27 protein-coding genes, 2 tRNA genes and 1 riboswitch are annotated in these 22643 nt (G+C 29.9%); of the genes, 6 read left to right on the forward strand and 23 right to left on the reverse strand.

Annotation, left to right across the window (positions count from 1 at the left end; genetic code table 11):
• Window positions 1-7: 7 nt before the first annotated feature.
• From thiE to B8978_RS15125, 5 genes are all read right to left on the reverse strand, one after another.
• Window positions 8-619 (reverse strand): thiamine phosphate synthase, encoded by a 612-nt coding sequence (thiE, locus tag B8978_RS15105; protein WP_084117003.1) that lies wholly within the window; start codon window positions 617-619, stop codon window positions 8-10.
• Between the two features lie 16 nt (window positions 620-635).
• Window positions 636-1433: a hydroxyethylthiazole kinase gene (thiM, locus tag B8978_RS15110; RefSeq protein ID WP_084117004.1), complete on the reverse strand. Its 798-nt coding sequence runs from the start codon at window positions 1431-1433 to the stop codon at window positions 636-638.
• A 23-nt stretch (window positions 1434-1456) separates the two neighbouring features.
• Complete coding sequence (gene cytX, locus B8978_RS15115; protein ID WP_084117005.1) at window positions 1457-2611, reverse strand: putative hydroxymethylpyrimidine transporter CytX; 1155 nt, start codon at window positions 2609-2611, stop codon at window positions 1457-1459.
• Complete coding sequence (gene thiD / locus B8978_RS15120) at window positions 2604-3407, reverse strand: bifunctional hydroxymethylpyrimidine kinase/phosphomethylpyrimidine kinase (protein WP_084117007.1); 804 nt, start codon at window positions 3405-3407, stop codon at window positions 2604-2606. The genes cytX and thiD overlap by 8 nt, the downstream gene beginning before the upstream one ends.
• An 85-nt stretch (window positions 3408-3492) precedes the next feature.
• Window positions 3493-3593: riboswitch (TPP riboswitch) on the reverse strand.
• Window positions 3594-3651: 58 nt separating this feature from the next.
• A complete protein-coding gene (locus tag B8978_RS15125; protein ID WP_084117009.1) occupies window positions 3652-4254 on the reverse strand; it encodes a DUF1836 domain-containing protein in 603 nt (200 codons plus the stop codon).
• A 412-nt stretch (window positions 4255-4666) separates the two neighbouring features.
• Here B8978_RS15125 and B8978_RS15130 point away from each other — a divergent pair, with 412 nt between their 5' ends.
• Genes B8978_RS15130 through B8978_RS15140 form a run of 3 tightly spaced genes read left to right on the forward strand, consistent with a single transcriptional unit; the run spans window position 4667 to window position 6467 of the window.
• Window positions 4667-5026, forward strand: a complete 360-nt coding sequence (locus B8978_RS15130; RefSeq protein ID WP_242950574.1) for an amino acid permease — start codon at window positions 4667-4669, stop codon at window positions 5024-5026.
• A gap of 31 nt (window positions 5027-5057) precedes the next feature.
• Complete coding sequence (locus tag B8978_RS15135; protein ID WP_084117013.1) at window positions 5058-5780, forward strand: PspA/IM30 family protein; 723 nt, start codon at window positions 5058-5060, stop codon at window positions 5778-5780.
• A gap of 12 nt (window positions 5781-5792) precedes the next feature.
• Window positions 5793-6467, forward strand: a complete 675-nt coding sequence (locus B8978_RS15140; RefSeq protein ID WP_084117015.1) for a DUF1292 domain-containing protein — start codon at window positions 5793-5795, stop codon at window positions 6465-6467.
• A 57-nt stretch (window positions 6468-6524) separates the two neighbouring features.
• Here B8978_RS15140 and thiI read toward each other — a convergent pair whose 3' ends face one another.
• Window positions 6525-7676 (reverse strand): tRNA uracil 4-sulfurtransferase ThiI, encoded by a 1152-nt coding sequence (thiI, locus tag B8978_RS15145; RefSeq protein ID WP_084117017.1) that lies wholly within the window; start codon window positions 7674-7676, stop codon window positions 6525-6527.
• A complete protein-coding gene (locus tag B8978_RS15150; protein ID WP_084117020.1) occupies window positions 7673-8812 on the reverse strand; it encodes a cysteine desulfurase family protein in 1140 nt (379 codons plus the stop codon). The genes thiI and B8978_RS15150 overlap by 4 nt, the downstream gene beginning before the upstream one ends.
• 815 nt (window positions 8813-9627) lie before the next feature.
• On the opposite strand from B8978_RS15150, the gene B8978_RS15155 reads away from it, so the two are divergent.
• Window positions 9628-9873, forward strand: coding sequence for an AbrB/MazE/SpoVT family DNA-binding domain-containing protein (locus B8978_RS15155; protein WP_084117022.1), 246 nt, complete (start codon window positions 9628-9630; stop codon window positions 9871-9873).
• Window positions 9874-9973: 100 nt separating this feature from the next.
• On the opposite strand, the gene B8978_RS15160 is transcribed toward B8978_RS15155, so the two are convergent.
• The 10 genes from B8978_RS15160 to B8978_RS15205 form a co-directional block, all read right to left on the reverse strand.
• Window positions 9974-11110: a C40 family peptidase gene (locus B8978_RS15160; RefSeq protein ID WP_084117024.1), complete on the reverse strand. Its 1137-nt coding sequence runs from the start codon at window positions 11108-11110 to the stop codon at window positions 9974-9976.
• A gap of 373 nt (window positions 11111-11483) precedes the next feature.
• Window positions 11484-12326: a 16S rRNA (cytidine(1402)-2'-O)-methyltransferase gene (rsmI, locus tag B8978_RS15165; protein ID WP_084117025.1), complete on the reverse strand. Its 843-nt coding sequence runs from the start codon at window positions 12324-12326 to the stop codon at window positions 11484-11486.
• Between the two features lie 12 nt (window positions 12327-12338).
• Entirely contained in the window at window positions 12339-13076 is a 738-nt protein-coding gene (locus B8978_RS15170; RefSeq protein WP_084117027.1) for a tRNA1(Val) (adenine(37)-N6)-methyltransferase, read from the reverse strand.
• Between the two features lie 80 nt (window positions 13077-13156).
• Window positions 13157-13918, reverse strand: a complete 762-nt coding sequence (locus tag B8978_RS15175; RefSeq protein WP_084117029.1) for an OmpA/MotB family protein — start codon at window positions 13916-13918, stop codon at window positions 13157-13159.
• Between the two features lie 2 nt (window positions 13919-13920).
• Window positions 13921-14706, reverse strand: coding sequence for a motility protein A (locus B8978_RS15180; RefSeq protein WP_084117031.1), 786 nt, complete (start codon window positions 14704-14706; stop codon window positions 13921-13923).
• 216 nt (window positions 14707-14922) lie between these two features.
• On the reverse strand, window positions 14923-15093 hold the full coding sequence (locus tag B8978_RS15185; RefSeq protein ID WP_084117033.1) for a DUF362 domain-containing protein: 171 nt from the start codon (window positions 15091-15093) through the stop codon (window positions 14923-14925).
• An 83-nt stretch (window positions 15094-15176) separates the two neighbouring features.
• Window positions 15177-15380, reverse strand: coding sequence for a heavy-metal-associated domain-containing protein (locus tag B8978_RS15190; RefSeq protein WP_084117035.1), 204 nt, complete (start codon window positions 15378-15380; stop codon window positions 15177-15179).
• A 10-nt stretch (window positions 15381-15390) separates the two neighbouring features.
• Window positions 15391-16299, reverse strand: a complete 909-nt coding sequence (locus tag B8978_RS15195) for a PSP1 domain-containing protein (RefSeq protein ID WP_084117037.1) — start codon at window positions 16297-16299, stop codon at window positions 15391-15393.
• Between the two features lies 1 nt (window position 16300).
• Complete coding sequence (locus B8978_RS15200) at window positions 16301-17245, reverse strand: DNA polymerase III subunit delta' (RefSeq protein ID WP_084117039.1); 945 nt, start codon at window positions 17243-17245, stop codon at window positions 16301-16303.
• An 11-nt stretch (window positions 17246-17256) separates the two neighbouring features.
• Window positions 17257-17586 (reverse strand): cyclic-di-AMP receptor, encoded by a 330-nt coding sequence (locus tag B8978_RS15205; protein ID WP_084117041.1) that lies wholly within the window; start codon window positions 17584-17586, stop codon window positions 17257-17259.
• 318 nt (window positions 17587-17904) lie between these two features.
• Between B8978_RS15205 and B8978_RS15210 the strand changes: the two genes are divergently transcribed.
• Window positions 17905-18327: a hypothetical protein gene (locus B8978_RS15210; RefSeq protein WP_084117043.1), complete on the forward strand. Its 423-nt coding sequence runs from the start codon at window positions 17905-17907 to the stop codon at window positions 18325-18327.
• Window positions 18328-18365: 38 nt separating this feature from the next.
• On the opposite strand, the gene B8978_RS15215 is transcribed toward B8978_RS15210, so the two are convergent.
• The 4 genes from B8978_RS15215 to B8978_RS15230 all read right to left on the reverse strand — a co-directional run bounded on the left by B8978_RS15215 (window position 18366) and on the right by B8978_RS15230 (window position 21274).
• Window positions 18366-18959, reverse strand: a complete 594-nt coding sequence (locus B8978_RS15215; RefSeq protein WP_084117045.1) for a nucleoside/nucleotide kinase family protein — start codon at window positions 18957-18959, stop codon at window positions 18366-18368.
• A 16-nt stretch (window positions 18960-18975) separates the two neighbouring features.
• The gene (locus tag B8978_RS15220; RefSeq protein ID WP_084117047.1) at window positions 18976-20415 is read right to left on the reverse strand and encodes an aminotransferase class I/II-fold pyridoxal phosphate-dependent enzyme; all 1440 of its coding nucleotides are present in this window, start codon (window positions 20413-20415) and stop codon (window positions 18976-18978) included.
• Window positions 20394-20600: a sigma factor G inhibitor Gin gene (locus B8978_RS15225; RefSeq protein ID WP_084117048.1), complete on the reverse strand. Its 207-nt coding sequence runs from the start codon at window positions 20598-20600 to the stop codon at window positions 20394-20396. The genes B8978_RS15220 and B8978_RS15225 overlap by 22 nt, the downstream gene beginning before the upstream one ends.
• A gap of 173 nt (window positions 20601-20773) precedes the next feature.
• Window positions 20774-21274, reverse strand: coding sequence for a L,D-transpeptidase (locus tag B8978_RS15230; protein ID WP_084117050.1), 501 nt, complete (start codon window positions 21272-21274; stop codon window positions 20774-20776).
• Window positions 21275-21524: 250 nt separating this feature from the next.
• On the opposite strand from B8978_RS15230, the gene B8978_RS15235 reads away from it, so the two are divergent.
• Window positions 21525-22439 (forward strand): S66 peptidase family protein, encoded by a 915-nt coding sequence (locus B8978_RS15235; protein ID WP_084117052.1) that lies wholly within the window; start codon window positions 21525-21527, stop codon window positions 22437-22439.
• A gap of 30 nt (window positions 22440-22469) precedes the next feature.
• On the opposite strand, the gene B8978_RS15240 is transcribed toward B8978_RS15235, so the two are convergent.
• Together B8978_RS15240 and B8978_RS15245 are read right to left on the reverse strand one after the other, a co-directional pair.
• Window positions 22470-22543: transfer RNA gene (locus B8978_RS15240), tRNA-Cys, on the reverse strand.
• Window positions 22544-22548: 5 nt separating this feature from the next.
• A tRNA-Phe gene (locus B8978_RS15245) sits at window positions 22549-22624 on the reverse strand.
• Window positions 22625-22643: the final 19 nt, after the last annotated feature.

The raw sequence follows: 22643 nt of genomic DNA on the forward strand, positions 1-22643 counted from the left end.
TACTATTTTATTTCCTAAATTCCTCAGCTGCCCCCCTTATGTCTTTCTTACCAAGTATTGCTGAAATAACTGCAACTCCATTAGTTCCAGACTTTAATACAGCTTTAGTATTTTCTTGATTTATACCTCCAATTGCAACAGAAGGTATTTTTATATTTTCTACTATTTCAGTAAGCCCTTCTATACCTATTGGTGTTTTTATGTCTTTTTTTGTTCCCGTAAAAAAGATTGTTCCTATTCCAACGTAATCTGCTCCATCAGCTTCAGCTTCCTTAGCCTCAGCTACATTTCCTACAGATATTCCTATTATTTTATCTTTCCCTAATATATTTCTTGCAAGCTTTAATGGTAAATCGCTTTGTCCAAGATGAACTCCTGATGCATCTACGGCTTGTGCTATATCTAACCTATCATCAATTATCAATGGAACCTTATATTTGTCTGTAACTTTCTTAACTTTTAGAGCCACCTCATAAAATTCTCTTGAAGAAGCATCTTTTTCTCTTACTTGAACTAATGTAACTCCACCTTTTATTGCTTCCTCTACGGCTTCTTCTATACTTTTACCACCTAAAAAACTTCTATCCGTAACTAAATATAAACTATAATCTATCTTCATGAATATCGCCCCTTATCTAAATAAATTCTATCTTTGCTAACTCTTTAATGGTTTCTTCATTTATATCATATATTGCATCCATAAGCTTCACCTTAAAACTTCCAGGTTTTTTTGCTTCTTCATAAGCTTTTTCTCCTGCAATACCCATAGAAATTACAGCTGTACACGCAGCTGCAAACTTATCTTTTTCCGCCCCTGCTGTACCAGCACAAAGAGCTCCAAGCATACAACCTGCACCAGTTACTTTAGTTAGAAGTTCAACGCCATTACTAATAATAGCCATTCTTTTCCCATCTGATATAAAATCACGTTTTCCTGTAGCTACTACAACGCATTTATACTCATTTGCAAGAAATTTTACAGCTTCTTCAATTCCTTCCTCACCATCTATTGAATCCACTCCTCTAACCTTTGAATCCTGTCCTGCTAAAGATTTTATTTCGCCACCATTGCCTTTTATTATATCAACTCGTCCAAGCTCAAGTATCCTTTTTACTACATCCATCTTTTTCTGTATACCTGCACAGCCTACAGGATCTAATACAACAGAAATGTTGCTTTTTTTTGCGGATATGGATGCCATTATCATAGAAGTTTCCTGCTCTTTAGTTAGTGTTCCAACATTTAAATATAAAGCGTTTGATATCTTTGCAAACTCATAACTCTCATCATATGCTTCACTCATTGCTGGTGATGCTCCAAAAGCTAAGAGTATATTTGCACAATCATTTATAGTAACATAGTTAGTAATAGCTTGTACTAACGGTACCCTTTCTCTTAGTTTTGTTACCACGCTTGAAATTTCATTTATCATTATAAATCACTCCTAAATTTAAATTATTCTACTACCGACAAACTTTTTTTCATGAAAAATGTAAATATATAATAAATGGCGGCTACTGTTAAAAATGTAAATATCGTAGGTACACCAAGGTTATTATTATTAAAATAGTTATAAATCAAAACTCCTAATATGGCTGTTATTATTGCTATAAAATTTATATTTATTGTACACTTCCTTTTAAATATATAGTCCACAGAAACCACTGTATACACCGGTACAAAAACACTTCCTATTAGCAATAAGAAATTTTGATAATTCTCCATTGGAAAAACAAAAGCTAATAATATTGACACAGCACAATAAATCAGAGTTACCAAATTCTTGTTTTTATACTCGTAAATTTGTTTAGATGAAATCACTGCAGAATATACATCTATAAATGTTGTAGTTACTGTAGCTAAAAGGACTATTAGGGATGCTATTATACCTTTTTCAGATAAAAATGCTATAATGTCTTTTCCTGTAAAAAAGCTTATATAAAGTCCTAAAGCATACATTAATATACTCCCTATAAAATATCCAAAAAAACTGGATATAAATACACCTTTACCACTTTTCCCATCTTTCGTATAGTCCCCTATAACCGGAAGCCACGATACTGGCATAGCTATTGTTATTTCAATTGCAGTAGTTAAACTAATACTTTGACCTCCTTTTACAACCATGCCGCCTGAGTGAATTTCTAAGAATAACAATATGCATAATACTATAAGTATTATAACTGATATGTCATTAACTTTTTTTGTATAATTATTGAACAATATTGACCATAAAAATATTATTCCTCCAACAACAACTATTGCCATACTTGTTGGAATTTTAACCTGACTACTTATCGTTCTCGCACCTTGAATAATCATTATGGCTGACCAACCGATAAGCTGAAGTACATTCAATATGGATACTAGTTTACTTCCTACGCCTCCAAATGAATCAGTGACTTTATCCATGGCATTTTTATTACCTTTAAATGATATATATCCACCAAATGCTAAAAATAATGTACCTATAATATGACCTATTAATATTGCTATTAATCCTTTTTTTATCCCTAACGGTGCTATCATTCCGCCAGTATATATTTCAGTTATTGAAATTGCTGCTCCGGCCCATAGGAAAAACATAGATGAATTTTTTATTTTATTCATAATCTACTCCACCTTTTTTATATAGCTCAATAAAATGTCCTACTGGTCCAACCCCTTCCCCTATTGAAAAAGAGTTTCTTATTGCCTCATTTATATATTTCTTCGATAAAAACAAGGCTTTTTCCATATCTAATCCCTTTGAAAGATAAGATGCTATAGCAGATGATAGAGTGCAACCAGTACCATGTGTATTTTTTGTATCTATCCTCTCACCTTCTAATGTTATAAATTTTTCCCCAGTATATAAAATGTCATTAGCATCGTTGCATCTATGACCACCTTTAATAAGTACATCTTTTACACCTAATTTTAAAATAATTTGTGCTGCTCTTTTCATGTCCTCTTCATCTTTTATCTCAATGCCAGTTAAAACTTCTGCCTCTGGTATATTTGGTGTTACAACATCTGCTATTGAAATTAGGTTTTTTAGTTCTTTAACTGCCTCTTCTTTTAAAAGAAAATATCCACTTTTAGAAACCATGACAGGATCTACAACTATGTTCTTAGGTTTATATTTTATTAAACTTTCTTTAATGACGTTTATAATTTCTGCATTTGATACCATGCCAATTTTTACAGCATCCACTTTAATATCTTCAAAAATGCATTGAATTTGCTTAGAAACCATATCTTTATCAACTTCTAATACATCTACAACTCCCATAGTGTTTTGTGCGGTTACTGCTGTTATAACGCTCATACCATATACTCCTATGGCACTCATTGTCTTTAAATCTGCCTGTATTCCAGCACCTCCACAACTATCAGAACCTGCTATTGTTAAAACTTTTTTCATTTTAAAAACACCTCCAAATAAAAAACTGCTCATAAGAGCAGCATAATAAGATAAAAAAAATGTACTACTTTGAAGCAGTACATTACATCATCAGTAACATGCTTCCTACGCCGGTATTATCCGAAATCAGGTTCTAAGGGTTAGATTTGTATCCTCTCAGCCAAAATGGCACCCCCGCATAAAAATATAATATTCAATTGTTATACTCTAATTTTACATAAATCACTTGTTTATTGCAACAAATTTATTCCCCTTTTTCAAAAAGATATTCATCTATAATCTTCTCTGCTATATTCTTAATAGCACTTGCCTCTGCTATTAAATTCATAACTATTAAAAATACCATTATCTTTTCTTTGTCTTCGCCCTTAATATTTGCTTCTTCTGCAATTCCCTTGAATTTTTTATCATTAAAATATTCCTTAGTCAAATATTTATCATAATTTTCTTTTTGTATATCTGAAAAAGTTTTATACGCTAGTTCCCATGATATGATATCATCATCTCTATCGTTAATCTCATTAAACGCTAATCCAAACACTTTTTTTATTTCATCAGTTGTCAGAATAGGTCTCATATGACTTAAAAGCAGCAATTGTATTAAGTGATCTTTAGTGTATCCACGTTTCTTCCCATCTTCAGGTTTTGAAATAACTTCATTTTTTATATAATTTTGAATTATGTTATTTGTGTATTTTTCACCTTTAAATTTATCGTTTAAGTAATCTGTAACCTGAGATAAAAACAAATCATATCTAGGTAAATCTTCGTATGGAATAACACTATTTTTAGATACATCTTTCGCAATTTTTTTTATATCATCTATAGTTATATTAATATTTTTCAAAACAAATACCTCCTAGTACTATAAAGCAATCTATAGTATTCATTTATACTATTAGTATATCACTATTATATGTTATTTAAAAACTTATTACAAGTTATTATTAATACATTTTTCTAATATATTACAGTGATAAACAAAGATATTTGATGATATCAAGAGATTTATTAATATATCTTAATAATAATGGATTAAAATAACCTTAAATACAGTATTATAATATTTGTTATATAGTAAAATATAACTTATAATAATCTCATCTTACTTATCACTGCAAAATGTTATATAATATAAATATATATATTTTTTTCTAAATATAAGGAGGTGCATCCCCATTAAGCAGAAAAAACATATATTATTGTGTTTACTTTTTACTTTAGCATTTTTATTCAATAGTCTAATGTTACCTAGTTTTTTGAATTTTTCTTCAAATAACAAGGTCACAGTAGTATATGCCTCAACAAGAGGTGGTTTTCACAGTGGAAGTTTTAGCAGTAAATCACATTCTGGAAGTTTTGGCAGTGGAAGTTTTAGCAAAAGTTCATCTTCATCTAGCAGCAAAAGTAGTGGAGGATGGTTTGGACACAATAATACTTCAAATAAGGGTACCACAAATTCAAGTTCCACAAAACGTTCATTTATACCAATACCTATACCATTTTTTCATAGTGGTTATTACGGAGGGTATGGTGGCGGTATATCCATATTCAAAATAATATTTTTCATAATAATTATTTTCATCATTTATAAAATGATAACAAAATCAAGAAGGTAAAAATTTTTTAAATTTTAAGGAGGATTTTAAAATGGGTGTAGTAGACAGATTATCTAATATTTTTAAGGCAAAGGTGAACAATGCAATTGACGACATGGAGAATCCAATCGAACTTTTAGATCAGAAGGTAAGGGACATGGAAAAAAGTTTAAATGATGCAAAAGTATCATCAGCTCAAATACTAGGAAATGTTCATGAAACTGAGAAAAAACTTCAAAAGGCTAAAGCTGAATCAAGTGATTTTGATGAAAAAGTTAAACTTGCTGTAAAAGCTGGTAATGATGACTTAGCTAAAAGAGCTCTTGCTAAAAAACTCGAGGCTGATAAATCAGTTGAAAGTTTGACAAAAAGTTACGCAGAAGCTTCCCAAAAAGCTCAAGCTATAAAAGCTAAATTAAAAGAACTAGAAGAAGAAATTGATAAGACTAGAAATTACAGAGATGAAGCTGCTGCAAGATATAACAATGCTGAAGCAAGCAAACAAGTTAATGAAATTCTTTCAAATGTTGATGCTGGTTCAAATAAGATTAATTTAGATGACATAGAAAGAAAAATTGAGAGAAAAGAATCTTTAGCTGAAGGTCTTGGTGATTTACAAGAAGATAATTCTTTGGATAAAGAATTTGAAAAACTAGGTGAGTTAAGCCTTGATGATGAACTTGCAAAATATAAAACTGGTTCTACTACTAAAGCTGAAGCTCCTTCAGGCAATTCAGCAATAGATGCAGAACTTGAAAAATACAAAAATCAATAATAAGGTGATATTATGAGTAAGACAGATGAATTTATTACAAGTGAAAAAAGTTATTACGGTAAAATTTATTCTGAAATAACTTTTGCTATAGACGAGATTCAAGATTTTTTAGATAATGATACCCTTAGAAACAGAAAATATTTTTCAAGACAAGCTGTTTTAAAAAGGTATATTGAGCTTTTAGATTCTGCAAAGGCTGATAACAAGAGTAAAAGTAAAGGCTTCCTTGGGGGCCTTTTCAATGGAGACAAATACATTGGTCTACTGGATGATTATAAAAAAGATCACAGTGAAGAGTTCAATCAACTTGAAAAATGTTCAAAATGTGAATGTTTAAAATGTACTGCAACCTGTAGATTTGATAGCTGTAGTGGCTGCAGGAGTGGAAAAAACATTGCCTATTGTGATCACAAAAAAACAAATGTGGCCTTTTTCGATAACTCTGAAGGTTCTATAATAAAATTAGTTAATAACAATACTGGTGAAGATGATAGATACTTAATACTTGCTATAGTTCAGGATTCTGAAAATGATAAGAGATATATACTTATAGAAAATCTTAGAGATAAAGAACGTTTTATATTGTATTATTATCCAAAGCTTCCTGAAGACGACTATGGTGAAATTACTAATGAAGCTGATTTTAATTATGCAGCTGCTGCCTATGAAAATGTTGAAAGACAATAACTAAAAAGGACTATTTTAAAATGATTAAATTCATTTTAAAATAGTCCTTTTATTAGCCTATAATTCTTCTTTATAAACTTCCATTTTATTCACAGCATCTTCTACAAGACTATCTATAGGGAGTACACTTTCTTCCTTTATTATTTCTTCAAGTACTGGCTTTGTTTTTGGATGTTTAGGAACAAATATCGTGCAACAATCTTCATAAGGTAAAATCGATGTTTCATAAGTGCCAATAGCTCTTGAAATATCCATAATATCAATTTTATCCGAAGCAATAAGCGGTCTAAATACAGGCCTATCTGCTACATCGTTACTTACAACCAGCCCCTCCATAGTCTGACTTGCAACCTGACCAATACTTTCTCCAGTAGCTACTGATTGTATATCAAATTTATCTGCAATTTTACAAGCCACTCTCATCATGAATCTTCTCATAATGATTGTAAGTTCATCTTCTCTACATTTATCCATTATGCTCATCTGTATATCTGTAAATGGTACAACATAAAGAGTTATTTCACCAGTGTAACCTTTTAAAATTGTTGCAAGCTCCTTTACCTTATCTTTAGCTCTTTCACTTGTATAAGGATGACTATGATAATATACACAGCTTAGCTTTACACCTCGTCTAGCCATCATGTAACCAGCAACAGGTGAATCAATTCCACCAGAAAGCATTAGAAGTGTCTTTCCATTAGTTCCATAAGGCATTCCACCTATTCCCTTTATCCTCTTTGAGTATATATATGTCTTATCTCTAATTTCAATATTTATTCTACGCTCTGGTTTTCTTACATCTACCGAAAAGCCTTCAGAATTATCAAGAAGATATGCTCCAACCATTTTGCTTACTTCCATTGAGTTAATTGGAAACTTTTTATTTGCTCTGTTTGTTTCAACCTTGAATGTCTTTGCTCCACTTTCCTTAAGTTCTCTAAGCGCCTCTGAATATATATTTTCCATATCTGTTTCAATCTCAGTTACGATACATAATTCTGCAATACCAAAAACTTTCTTTAATCTTTCTATAAGCTCATCTAAATCTTCAGAGTAGACAAACCATCTTCCCTGATCCATTATAAACTCATAATCTATACCTTTTAAAACATTTTTCATGTTTTCTTTCAGCTTTTTTTCGAATTTGTTTTTATTTAATCCTTTTAAAAATATCTCTGAAGCATACTTTACTAATACTAATTTTTTCATTTTTTAAATCTCCTTAAAATCTTTAAACTTTTATCAAGTTGTTCTATTGTGTAATCAACCTCTTCAAAAGAATTACTTTCGTTAAAGCTAAACCTTATTGCACCTTCTATATCCTTTGGGTCTAAACCTATTGATTTAAGTACATAACTCATTTTGTTTTTCTTTGCAGAGCATGCAGACCCATTAGAAACATAAATATTGTTCTCCTCTAATAGATGTAACAGTACCTCCGCCCTTACTCCTCTAAAAGAGACATTTAATATATGTGGAATATAGTCTTCATCAATTGAACTATTTATCCTTATATCTTCAATTTCACTGAGTCTATTTACAAAATACTCTTTAATTTTTTTAACTTTTATATAGTTCTCTTTCATATTACTATACATTATATCCGCAGCCTTAGCCATACCACAAATTCCCGCTAGATTTTCTGTACCAGATCTAAAGTTTGATTCTTGTCCACCACCGTTAATAAGAGGTTTTGGTGAAAGACCTTTTCTTACATATGCAAACCCAATTCCTCTAGGTCCATGAATTTTATGTCCACTAGCAGATAGCAAATCAATGTTAAATTTATTTACGTCTATATTTAGCTTTCCATAACTTTGCACTGCATCCACATGAAATTTAGCTCTACTACTTTTTTCTTTAATTAATTTGCCTATTTTACATAAATCCTGGACTGCACCAAACTCATTGTTAGCATGCATAATACTTACTATCTGAGTATCCTTTGTAATGGACTTTTCAAGTTCATCTAAATCTATATGTCCTCTTTCATCTACATCTAGATATGTAATACTTACACCTTGTTGTTCAAGTTCTGTGCATGTATTAATTACACTTGGATGCTCCATTTTTGTTGTAATGAGATGGCTTCCTTTTTTCACAAAACCTTTTAATAAAAAATTATTACTTTCACTTCCCCCTGAAGTGAATATTATCTCGTCTTTGGATGCATTTATTGTCTTAGCAATTATACCTCTTGCTTCATTACACTTTTTTTCTGCTTCTAAACCAAGCCTATATGCAGATGAAGGATTTCCATAATAATTTTGCATCACATTTATCATTTCCTTCATTACCTCATCATATGGTTTTGTAGTTGCACTATTATCCATATAAATTTCCATTCAATCACCTTCTAATAATTACTTGTTGTTTTTTAACTTTATGTGTAATAAAATTTTTCATTCTAAATTTAGCACTAAATATTATAATATAAGTATTTCATTATTTATTCAATATATTTTTCAATTTATACAACATCTAAGATTATGACAAATGAATTTTTTGTGGATATATCATTCATTTACAGAAAGTTATCCACATCATTAACATTTATCCACAGTTTTAAGGTTTTTATCAACAGTTTTTGTGGATAAGTGTATAAGGCCTCTATCATATTGATTTATATGAATTTCAAGTTGTACAAAAAAAATTATCAACATTATCCACAATTTTTATGTTAATAACCTGTTTAAATAATGTCGATATCTTCAAATTTTTTGACAGTTTTATTTCATTTTATATAAAATACTCGGATTTTATATATATCATTATAAAATTATCTATATTTTTTCGTGACAAATATGCCTATGTTTAGGAATAGGTTACTATTCAATATGTTATCATAAATATATTTTCGACATTTTAAATTTAATTATACATAATATTACTTTTATTATATTTTTCTTTATATTTTTAATAAATTATTAATTTTTGCTCTGTTCATATGTACAAAACCACTATTATCAATGCTTTTATACATATTTTTTAGTTTATTGGCTCATTGACATTTCTATTATATGGTAGTATATTGACTATAGATGGAAGTTTATAAGATATTTGTAATGATTTATAAAATTCCTATTGACTTTAAATGTAATATTTGTTATTATTTATTTATAGTTTTGTCGAACAATGTAATTAAAGGAGGAATTTAAAAATGAAATCAACAGGTGTAGTTAGACGAGTAGATGAACTTGGAAGAATAGTTATTCCAATAGAATTAAGAAGGACTTTAAATATTGCTGAAAAAGATGCTCTTGAAATTTATGTAGAGGGTGAACAGATTATATTAAAAAAATACGAACCAGCATGCATATTCTGTGGAGATGCACGAGATGTTGTTAATTACAAAGGAAAAAATATATGTAAAAACTGTTTAGCTGAATTAAAAGCAGGAAAATAATAAAACATTAATAGGCTGTATGAAAATAATTTGTTATTTTCATACAGCCTATTCTTTATAAACCAATAAGATTGCAGAGGAAGTATAAAACTTTCCTCCCTTATCTTACTCTTCTTGCAGCCGAATAATCACCATATAATGTGTGTATTCCTATAGCTTGTCCTGTTTCTGGTGAATCTATCATCTGACCGTTTCCAACATAAATACCAACATGGTGTGGTGATGAAGGATCGCCAAAGAAAACTAAATCTCCAGGTTGTAATGCTCCAGTTACTGGAGTACCATCTTTTATTTGATCATAAGTTGTTCTACCTAATGAGACACCATTATGTCCATAAACATATTGTACAAATCCTGAACAATCAAAACCTGCTGGAGTTGTTCCACCCCACTTATACATTAATCCAATAAACTGAGATGCGTAACTTATTACCGCATTGCTTCCAGTATAAGCACCACTACCGCCTCCTCTATTTACGGATCCTACTGGTGCTGCTGCTGTTTGTGCCGCTGCTTGTGCTGCTGCTTTCATCTCTTCTGACTTTTTATTTAAAGCATCAACTTGAGCTTTTAAACTAGATGATGAAGCTATTGCAGCATCTTGCTCAGCTTTAGCTTGTGCAACTAATGGAGCTATATCTGTTTTCTGCTTATTTAAATCTGCTAATTTTTTCTCACTATCATCTTTTAATGCACTAAGATTTAACTTATCCTTTGCAAGTGAATCTTCTTTACTTTGAACTTCAGCTTTTCTTTGATTTAAAGTAGATATTATCTCATTATCGTACTCTGTTACTTTTTTTATGATATCAACCTTTGAAATGAAATCACTTAATCCTTTAGAATCTAAAAGAATACCTAAATACCCTTTTCCACTCTCATTGGTATACATAGATTTCATCATTTTGTTATATTTATCCTGCTGTTCTTTTATATCTGCTTGTGCTTTGTTAATACTATCTTGTGTTGCATCTATGTTTGCTTGCACCTCATCAATTTTCTTGTTTGTATTATCTATGTCATTCATATTATCAGATATTTTTTCATCTAGTACTTGTACTTGTGCGTTTAAGTCGTTATATTTTTTTTGTGCTGCCGATAGATTGCTTTGACTTTGGCTATATTGATTTTTATATGTATTAAGATCTCCATCAATTGATGGATCTGCTAAGACTTGTACACTAGTTGTCAAAACTAAACTAATTGTCATAATAGCAGCTAAAGCTTTCTTATGCAAAACATCCCCTCCTTATTTTATAAAAAACAGTAATTAACTGCTTAATTTTAATTATAGTTTTAATTATAACACTAAATTCAGAATATTCCAAAGCGGTTTTATGTCAATATATGAGCATAATACATAGTCTTCATAAATAAATGCCAAATATCTCTTATATAATGACAATTTCACTATGTAATGTGTATATACATCTCAATGTATAATTTTTGCAATTGCATATACTTATCAAGTAGCCTATTAATATATACATAACCGTAAACGTTTTCTTGCAAATTGACATACTTTCCTTTCTATGGATATTCATAAATAGTGGATAATTATTTTCATATTAATTATAGCACTATTTATGAATAAATTGCAAATAACATTATTATATATCCAACGAAGCTTTATATATCTCACTTTTAGAAACTCCTCTATCCTTAGCTGTGAGTTTTATAGCATCCTTTTTTGAAAATCCTTTTTCCATATATTTTTTTATATGCTCTTCTACCGTCATATCTTCCCAAGTTGATTTCTTTTCATTTTCAATTTCCTCATCACTTTTGCCTTCCATTACAATTACATATTCACCTCTAGGATTGTTTTTTTCATAATATTCTAATATTTCTGATATATTTCCCCTAAGTATGTTTTCATATAGTTTAGTAAGTTCTTTGCATATTGCGACATTTCTATCACCAATCTCTTGTAATAAAAAACTGAGGGTGCTTTTTAGCCGATGAGGTGCTTCATAAAATATAATAGAATCTCTATAATCTTTTATTTCCTCAATAATCTCTCGTCTTTCTTTATTTCCTCTAGGCAAAAAACCTCTAAATACAAATTTACTTGAATCAAGTCCAGAATAGACAAGACCTGTAATTAATGCAGTTGCACCTGGAATTACCTCAAACTCTATATTTTTCTCTATACATTTCTTAACTATAACGCTTCCAGGGTCAGATATACCAGGCATTCCTGCATCCGTTACAAGTGCAATCTTCTTGCCACTTTCAATTTCATCTATAATATCAAGTGATTTATCATTTTCATTAAACTTATGATAACTAATCATAGCTTTTTTTATATTAAAGTAATTTAATAACTTAATTGTCTGTCTTGTGTCTTCTGCTGCTACAATATCACTTTCTTTTATAACTTCTAGTGCCCTTAAGGTTATATCCTTAAGATTACCTATTGGTGTGCCTACTAAAAATAATTTTCCTGACATTTTTCTGTCCTCCTATATTCTCCCGTAAATTTTATCTATTTCATTAGTATAACTTCCGTCCTCATTATGTACATAAATTGGTTCCTCACATTTTAAAAATGCTCTGGCATTTTTATGGCCCTCTACAAGTACTATATTAGGAGCTTTCTTCACACTAGGATATACCATTTTTACTCTTTTAGGTTCAATTTTATGCTTTCTCATAATACAGAATATATCTGCTAATCGTTCTGGTCTATGTACCATATATATTTTCCCGTTATCCTTTAGAAGTTTCTTAGCTGCTACTATTACATCTTCAAGAGTACAACATATTTCATGTCTAGCTATTGCATTTTTATCATCAGGATTTATAATGCCTGAATTTTTAAGCTTATATGGTGGATTAACCGTTATAACATCACATTTAGGTAAAGTTTTTAACAGTTTGGCATCCTTTAAATCACCATTTATAAATTTAACTCTATCTTCCAATCTATTTAAAACAACTGATCTAATAGCCATTTCAGTCATATCTTCTTGAATTTCAACACCAGTTATATTTTTAGCCTCTGTTTTTCCAGCAATTAAAAAAGGAACTATTCCGCCGCCAGTACATAAATCAATTACATCCATTCCTTTTTTTATCTTGGCGAAGTCCGCTAAAAGTACTGCATCTACACCAAATCTAAAGGCCGTTTTTTTTTGTATTATATTAATTCCTTTTAACTGCAAATCATCTAAAGTTTCATCATTTTTTACCAATTCCATGTTTAATCCACCTTTTTATAAATTATAATAATAATATATCATAATTTAAGCCAATAAAAATAGCCTTAATTATAATAAGGCTATTTCCCATTATTGCTTTCAGTGGCACTATATTTACTGTCAATTACTACTATATCCACTCTTCTATTTCTAGCTCTTCCTGCATCCGTATTGTTGTCAGCTACAGGCCTATTTTCTCCATATCCTGTTGCGGATAATCTTAATGCTGACACATGCGATTGACCTTCCAGTAATCTCTCAACATTTGCGGCTCTATCACAAGATAAAGCTAAATTATCTGTGTATTGAGAATTTTTTATAGGTACATTATCAGTATTTCCTTCAACTCTAACATAATTGTCTATAGTATTAAGCATACTTCCTATTGTAACTATTCTATTTGCAAATTCTGGTTTTATATCTGATTTTCCCGAGTCAAAGAAAGAAGCCTCTTGAAAACTTATAACTAGTCCTCTTTCTTCTATTTGAGTACCTACACTACCCTGTAAATTATTTTGTTTTATGTAATTATCGATAAGTTTTTTAACCGAATCTAGTGTATTCTGCTCAAGCTTATCATTTTTCTGCTGTGCACTTTGCGCATCAATATACACAGGTTTATCCTTTATGTCTAATGCATCTTGATTACCTATAATGCTTTTCCCTTGTCCGCTATTAAAGCCTTGTTTAAGAGCTTGTGCTACTTGATTAAATTTAGTTTGATTTACAGAACTAGAGGCATACATAACTATAAAAAATGCCATAAGTAGTGTTACAAGATCCGAATATGTAAGAAGCCATCTCTCAGAATTAGGCTCTTTTTCAGGTTTTTTCTTCTTCATACTTATTCACCGTCACTCCCAAGCTTTTCATATTCCAAAAGTTGTTTCTTATCCAAAAATCCCTTAAGTTTTTCTTCAAGAGTGTTTGGATTTACGCCTTCCTGTATACATATTATAGCTTCTATTATTAGGTTTTTTTCTTGCATTTCCATGTCATTATATCTTTTAAGTTTAGTTCCTATAGGTAAATAAACAAGGTTAGCTGAAGATATACCATAAAGTGTTGCTACAAACGCACTTGATATTGCAATTCCTAAAGAAGAAGTATCTCCACTAAGGTTACCAAGCACAACAATAAGACTTGAAACAGTACCAACAACACCAATAGTTGGTGCATATCCACCTGCTGCTTCAAAAATACCAATACCAACCCTATGCCTTTCATCTATGAGTTCAGCATTTAGTTCAAGGGTTTCTCTAACAGTTTGAGGTTCAATACCATCTACTACCATTTGCAGTCCTTTTTTTACAAAAGGATCTATGTCATCCCCTGATATCATTTCTTCTATACTTAATAAACCTTCTTTTCTTGTCTTAAACGCAATTTGCTTAAAATATGAAACTAACTGTGTTGTATCTATTTTAGGTTTTGAAAATGCAACTTTAAGAATAGCTCCCAATTTCTTTAAATCAGATAGTGGAAATGAAGCTCCAACCGCACCAATTGTACCACCAAATATTATTATCGCCGGTGCAAGATGTCCAAGCCCCGATAATTTTCCATGATCCACCGTGTATCCAAGCAAAACTGCACCTATAGAGATTACTATAAATATAATACCTTCCAAAATTTTTTCCTCCTTAACTTAAGTTGATTAATATATATTCCACTACAACAAAAACAAATTTAATGATTAAATTTTCTAACGCTACAAAGCAAAACAAACTGCTACACTTTATATTATCGTTAAAAACATATTTAAATTTATAATTATATTGTATTTAATTGCAATTAAAAAATAAAAAGCTCGCATAAAGCGAACTTTTTAAAAAATATGTTGAAATTATTCTTGAACTGGAGCTCCAACTGGACAAACATTTGCACAGTTTCCACAATCAATACATGTATCAGCATCTATAACAAATTGAGTATCTCCTTGGCTTATAGCACTAACTGGACACTCAGAAGCACATGCTCCGCAGCTCACACAAGAATCAGTAATTTTGTATGCCATGTAAAAACACCTCCTTAAAGAGTTTAGGGTACAAGTTACCCAAAACAATTGTATCACGTTTTATTGGTTTTTAAAAGTGAATTTTATACAACATTAAATCCTAATTCTTCCAAATCTTCTATAACAATATTAATATCTAACAGATAATTGTCATATACAATTTCAACTTCTCCTTTTTCTCTATTTAGTTGACATGCAACAACTCCTTCATTTCTAGCTATAGAATTTCTAACTATACTTACATCCCGTAAAGTTTTCATATTGCAAATTTTAAGAGTTGATTTCATCTCTATCCCCCTAGTCTGCTTTAAATAAATCTTTAATTATTTTCTCATCTTCACCATCTATCTCAAGTTTAATCTCAGACTCATCTATAGTTCCTTCATATGAACCCGATATCAATTTAATCTCGTTAATTGAAACATCTTTAACTATGTCCTCTCCATCAGAGCTCTTTACCTTAATTCTAACACTCTCTTTTACTACGCTATTAGATATTACTTCGCCCTTTTTATATTCCTCTGTTTCAACAAAAGATCCTATTTTAGGCAATCTTTTTCTTATATCCTCATAGGTATTTTGCTCATAATTAAGACAACACATAAGCCTGCCACATATACCTGAAATTTTTGTTGGATTTAAAGATAAATTTTGTTCTTTAGCCATTTTTATCGACACTGGTGCAAAATCTCCAAGATGAGTTGCGCAGCACATAGGTCTTCCACAAGGTCCAAGTCCACCTATCATTTTGGCTTCGTCTCTCACTCCTATTTGCCTAAGTTCGATTCTAGTTCTAAAAATCGACGCTAAGTCTTTAACAAGTTCTCTAAAGTCAACTCTTCCTTCGGCTGTAAAATAAAATATTATTTTGTTATTATCAAAGGTATATTCTACATCTATTAACTTCATAACTAAGTTATGTTTTTCTATCTTTTCGCTACATATCTGAAAAGCTTCCCCTTGTCTTGATTTATTTTCTAGATACTTATTTTTATCTTCAATTGTAGCTTTTCTTATTACACTTTTAAGCGGCAAAACTATTTTATCTTCACTTACTTCTTTACTTCCAATTACTGCATTTCCAAACTCAATGCCTCTAGCTGTTTCTACAATCACGTCATCTCCAGACTTTATACTTATTTCACCAGGAGAAAAATAATAAATTTTGCCCGCTTTTTTAAAACGTACTCCTACGACTGTTACCATGCTAAACCTCCTGTATTTTAACTAGCATTATATGATATGCACTAGCTGCATTCACATTACTTTTAAAATTATTTTTTGTACCGTTTACTATATCTATGATATTATTTAATTTTCTATAGGAAAATGTTTCTGCTAATTGTTTTATTAAATTAACTTTATCCACATTCATTATCAAACTATCTTTTCCAACTTCTTTATATATTATGATATCTCTTGCATAAGAAAGAATACTTGTTAATACTTCCTGCCAAAGATCTTTATTCTTAACTAAAAAATCCTTATGTTTTAAAAATCCAGTTAAGTCGTTTTCATTTGATTCTATAAGTATTTTAAGTGTATTTTCTCTTATATCTCTATAAAGAGAATTGTTAATAAAATCTTCTGCTCTTCCTGGTATTCCACCTGAAAATACTTTTGCGCCTTCAATATATTCACTAGAGATGTTGAGATTATCTCTAAGCAAAATTTCTTTTATATCATCGTCACTTACCCTAGCCAATTTATATGATTGGCATCTTGAGTTTATTGTATCTAGTATGTTTTCTTTTTTACCACATAGCAATATTAAAAATACACCTTTAGGTGGTTCTTCAATTGTTTTTAAAAGTGCATTTTGAGCTTGAGCAGTCATCTTGTCTGAATCATGAATTATTATAACTTTTTTATCACTTTCATATGGCTTTTTATTTACTTCTTCTATTATACTTCTAACTTGATCAACAGAAAATGACTTCTTATTTTCAGAAATTTTATACTCTTCAATATCAACATAATCTTTAAATTCATTTTTTCCCAATATATTTATTGCAATTTCTCTTGCTATCTTACTTTTTCCTATTCCATCTTCACCTACTATTAAAGAGGCATGTGGAAAACTTCCATTTTCTATTGATCTTATTAGTTTTTCTCTAATATCTAAATGTCCAATAATATTATTAAATAGCATTTTTTTCACCATCAAATCTTTAAGAACTTATCCACATCAACTACAAAAACAGTAGCTCCCCCAACTTCAACCTCTACATTATAAGGTACATATACACCAGTAGCACCAGCCACAGGAGATGGTGAAGTAATAATCTGATCTCTAGTCTTACATTTATCCTCTATAGTTTTAAGTATTTTGTCTACATCTTTTTCATCAACACCAATCATTAATGTTGTATTTCCAGCTTTTAAAAAACCTCCAGTAGTGGCAAGTTTCGTAACACGAAAACCCTCATCTGTTAATACATCTATTAAATCACTAGCATCGTCATCTTGAACAATGGTAATAATAAGTTTCATAATAAATACCTCCTTCATATAAATATTCATTACCCAAAATTATAAAATATTAAATATATTATAGTTATATTTTATCACATTTTTTTGCAATTACTAACTATGCATTTACTTTATTTACATTATTATAATAGCTATAAATTATATATACAACATAATTTATTAATACAATGAATTTTATATAATAAACATTTACGGTAATATTATGCTTTTATTTTATTTATATGAATATACATCACATTATGACATGTATATTATTGACACTTTAACGACTTGTATTATATAATTAAATAAATTTATAAATTTATAGCAGGTGATATAATGAAATCATACAATTTAAAAACTGGTGATAGAGTTCGTTTTAACTTAAAAGCACCTTATACAAAAGAAGATTTAAAATATGGGTGTGATTCAAGAGTCAATGGTATGACTGGAATAATACAATGCATTTGGGATATAAAAGAACCCTGTGTAATAAAACTTGATACCCCTCTTGTATACGATAATAACAAAAAGGTTTATGAATATTGGGATTTCACTTACAATATGGTAAAAATATCAGAAGAAACCCACCCTATAAATTTTGAAAAAGCTTGGAATGAATTAAAAAATTATTTAAATAGCGAGCACTATCTTTTACAAAATTCTTCTGAAAAAGATATAGTCGCTAATTCAAAACTATATGAAATTGATGAGATAATCGAACAGGTTGAACACATAGAACATAGTGTCCAATGTAAATAAATCTTTGAGGATTGTATGAAACCTCAAAGATTATATTTTTATTTTATAACATCATTAAAAATGTGGTTTTTTATATCCTGTTTACACTTATTAAGTTCATAGTTATAATACGACTTGTTCACACCTGAATTTAATAAATTTTCCTCACTAAAATCCTCATTATCTGCTAAAAATCTTCTACATAATTCATTATAATTTGGTTTATCTTGCTTCATTTCTCTTTTCAGCGCACGTTGTAGTCTAATCCCATCATCTAATGTTACATAAATTGGTATCACCTTATCTTCACCAAAATATTTTTTAAAGCTATTATACGCCTCTAATGTCACTATAATTAAATAATTATTTTTATGCAGGTTCACCTGTCCATCATTTACTGTACAATAATACCACTTGCCCTGAATTGTATCATATTCTCTAATCTCTATGATTTTTTTTTCTGCTTTAAATTTATTTAGAAGTTCGTCGTCTATAAAATAATATTCATTTCCATCTACTTCATTTTCCCTTTTAGGTCTTGTAGTATAAGTTACAACAGGTTTTAAGTTTAAATCACTATCCTTCATAAGTTCTTTAAATATAGTATCCTTACCCGAGCTACTCTTACCCATTAAACAATATATCTTACCCATTTTACCCTCCAGCTATTTAGTCTTCTTTAGTACTAACAAACTCATTTATAACATTAATATTATTATTTTCATTTACACCAAGAATGGTAACTCCGCATTTTAAATAATATTCTATAGTTTTTATTATTTCTCCATTTATTATTTCTCCTGGCAAAATAATAGGTATTCCTGGTGGATATGGAACCACAGCCTCCTTACAAATCATACCATTGGTTTCATTATAATCCTTCCACTCTGATTTTTTATCCAAAACCTCATATGGCTTATATTGCATACAAGGACTATTTTCTTCTATGACTTTAACCTTAGCTTTTTCATAACTTTCTATTTTACATTCACTTAATACCCTATATAGGAGTTCAAATTCTTCATTAGTATTAAATGGTGAAAATATAAATATTATATTCTCTCCATCGCACATCTCCGGCTGCAGTTTATTACTAACTAAGTAATCGTATAGTTTGTACATATTTATAGAAATTTTAGTCTGCAATACATACCTAGTACTGTCTATATCATGTGCATCTATTTCACCTTTGCAAATAATATGAAAGTTCTTAAGCCTGTTGATTTTATTTCTATAATATTCGCATGTGTTAATCAAATTTTCATACGCTTCTGTGCCCTTTTCCTCCAAAAAATACCTTGCGTAATCCATTGAACACATTAACATATATGAAGGGCTTGTACTTAAAAATATACTGACATAAAAATCAACTTTTTTCTCATCTACATTTTTTCCAATATGTAAATATGCTGTTTGTGTAAGACTAGGCAATGTCTTATGTGCACTCATAACTACGAAATCGGCACCTAATCTTAAAGCATCTTCAGGCAAACCACCACTCGCTATAAAATGGGCACCGTGAGCACTATCAATAAGAACCTTAATTCCTCTTTTATGAGCTTCATTTATTATAAGTTTTAAATTACAACAAACACCATAATAATTAGGATAAGTTATTATTATTCCTTTAGCATCTTTATTATCTTCAATGAGTGTTAACAATTTCACCTCGTCTATTGAAAGTGGAGTGTTAAACTCCTTATATATTTTATCTTTTATATATACAGGTGTAAGTTTTCTCATTATTATTCCATTGAAAACAGATCTATGGCAATTTCTTTCGACTATTACCTTATCACCTTCATTAAAACATGAAAAAATCATAGCTAAGTTACCACTGGTACTTCCATTTACTAAAAAATATGATTTTTTACTACCATAAAAATCTCTTAACTTATCTTGTGCCTCTTTAATTATTCCATCTGGGTGATGTAAATTATCCATACCATCAACTTCAGTAATATCAACTTCCACAAAATTATTATATAGTTCTTTCCCAATATGAGTGTTTTTAAAGCCTCTTCCACCTTTATGTCCCGGCATACAAAACATGCTATTATTTTTTCTTACGTATTTTATTACCCCTTCTACAATTGGTAATCTTGACAATTATCTGGCACCACCTTAAAATGTATGAATTTTTTCTTTATACAATGCTTATAGTATTCATAAAAATCATTTCCCACTTGTAAATTAACAAGTCTACTCTCACAATTATTACAAATACCCTTTCCATTGACTATTATACCATTCTCTAATGGTCTATTACATATAATGCAATTGTGTTTTTTCATCACAACCTCCTCAAAATAAAATAATTTAAATCATCTAATTAAATAATTGCCATATACAATATAGTTTATTCAACTATATGTCCATTTTCAATTTGTCCACCAATTAGTTTTAAATAATTTAAGTAAATTTTATTTGATGCTTTGAGAAGGTCTACAATGCATTATATTTAATTCTAAGTTATTCTAACTAAAGTATGAGTTGGAATCTTATTAAAAAACCACCTTGCATCTTTAATAGAAAGCCTTATACATCCATGTGATGCTCTCTGACCAAGTTTACGTTCTTCATTTTGAATAATCCTTCCACTCTGATCAAATGGAATGCTATGGAATAAATAATTACCTAAAAAGCTTGTCCAATAATATCCTCCTTCATTATATTTGCTGCTAAGAAATGATGTTCCTTTAGTTGATGTATAAAAACTGCCTATAGGAGTAGGGGCATTATCCGTACCTGTAGAACATTTCATAACCCTTATTAAACTGCTACCGTAATAAACATATACATATTGTTTTTCTGTACTTACTTTAACAGTATAATTTTTTTCTACTTTAGTTGGTATATTAACACCTTTTATTTTGGGATTTTCAGCTCCATTTACCTGTATATCAAACATAAAAATAAATAAGCTTAAACAAATTATGGCCTGTAAAAACACAATTTTTTTATTCATTTTTTATTCCCCCAGTAATTTTTTTCATTCTTAAGAATATAATAGTATACTACCGAGTTATATTTTATATTTATTGTTATATTTTTACAATATAAGTACATGTTTTTTCGCCCTACATAATTAACTTTATCAACAATTTCCTTAAATTTTCATTAAATATCTATGCATTTTATTTCACCTTTTATTATATAGCTTTTATTGATGTATAATTAGAATTAATATAAATAATAAATTGTAAGGAGTAATAAACATGATAAGTAATAAACTCTGTTTAGGAGATACAATTGGCTTAATTGCACCGGCAAGTGCAGAAAATAGAAGCAATATACAATCTGGAATAGATTTTTTAAAAGAAAAAGGCTTTAACATTAAAGAAGGAAAAAATATATATAATCGTTTAGGCTATCTTGCTGGAACAGATATAGAAAGATCTAATGATTTAATCAATATGTTTCTAGACACTTCAGTTAAAATGATTTTATGTATTCGAGGTGGCTATGGTTCAATGAGAACATTACCTTACATAGATCTTAACATTATAAAAAACAATCCTAAGATATTTGTTGGCTTTAGCGACATAACTACTTACTTAAACTTGTTTTATAGTAAGTGTGGCTTGATAACCTTTCATGGACCAATGCTAAACTCAAATTTCGATGATATCACAATTAAATCCCTTTTTGATACTGTAATGAATGGATTCAGACCTTACGTAATTTCTAATCCTAAAGACATGCTAGTAAAAAGTAATTTTGATGAATGTATAGAAGGAGTATTAGTTGGTGGAAATCTCTCTCTTATATGTTCCACTTTAGGAACCGATTATGAGCTAGATACAAAAGATAAAATTTTATTTTTAGAAGATGTTAATGAGGAGCCATATTCTATAGATAGGAAATTAACTCAATTAATTCTTTCAAATAAGCTTCAAGAATGTAGTGCAATTATACTTGGTCAATTTACAAATTGTACTCTTCCACACTACGAACGAAGTTTAACTTTAAATCAGGTAATCGAGGATAGAATTTTGTCCATCAATAAGCCCACTCTTATGAATTTTATGTCTGGTCATGATTACCCAAAACTCACACTACCTATTGGTGCAAAAATAAAAATAAACCCTACAGCTGGTAGTATTGAAGTATTAGAAGCTGTTGTAAAATAAAAAACCTTAAGATAAATATCTTAAGGTTTTTGGAGGCGCCACCCAGATTTGAACTGGGGGTAAAGGTTTTGCAGACCTCTGCCTTACCACTTGGCTATAGCGCCAAAACTGGTGGCCAATCCAGGAATCGAACCAGGGACACGAGGATTTTCAGTCCTCTGCTCTACCGACTGAGCTAACTGGCCAAAATAAAGACCCAGCGAC

It is taken from the genome of Clostridium acidisoli DSM 12555, from assembly GCF_900176305.1.
Lineage (GTDB): Bacteria > Bacillota > Clostridia > Clostridiales > Clostridiaceae > Clostridium_I > Clostridium_I acidisoli.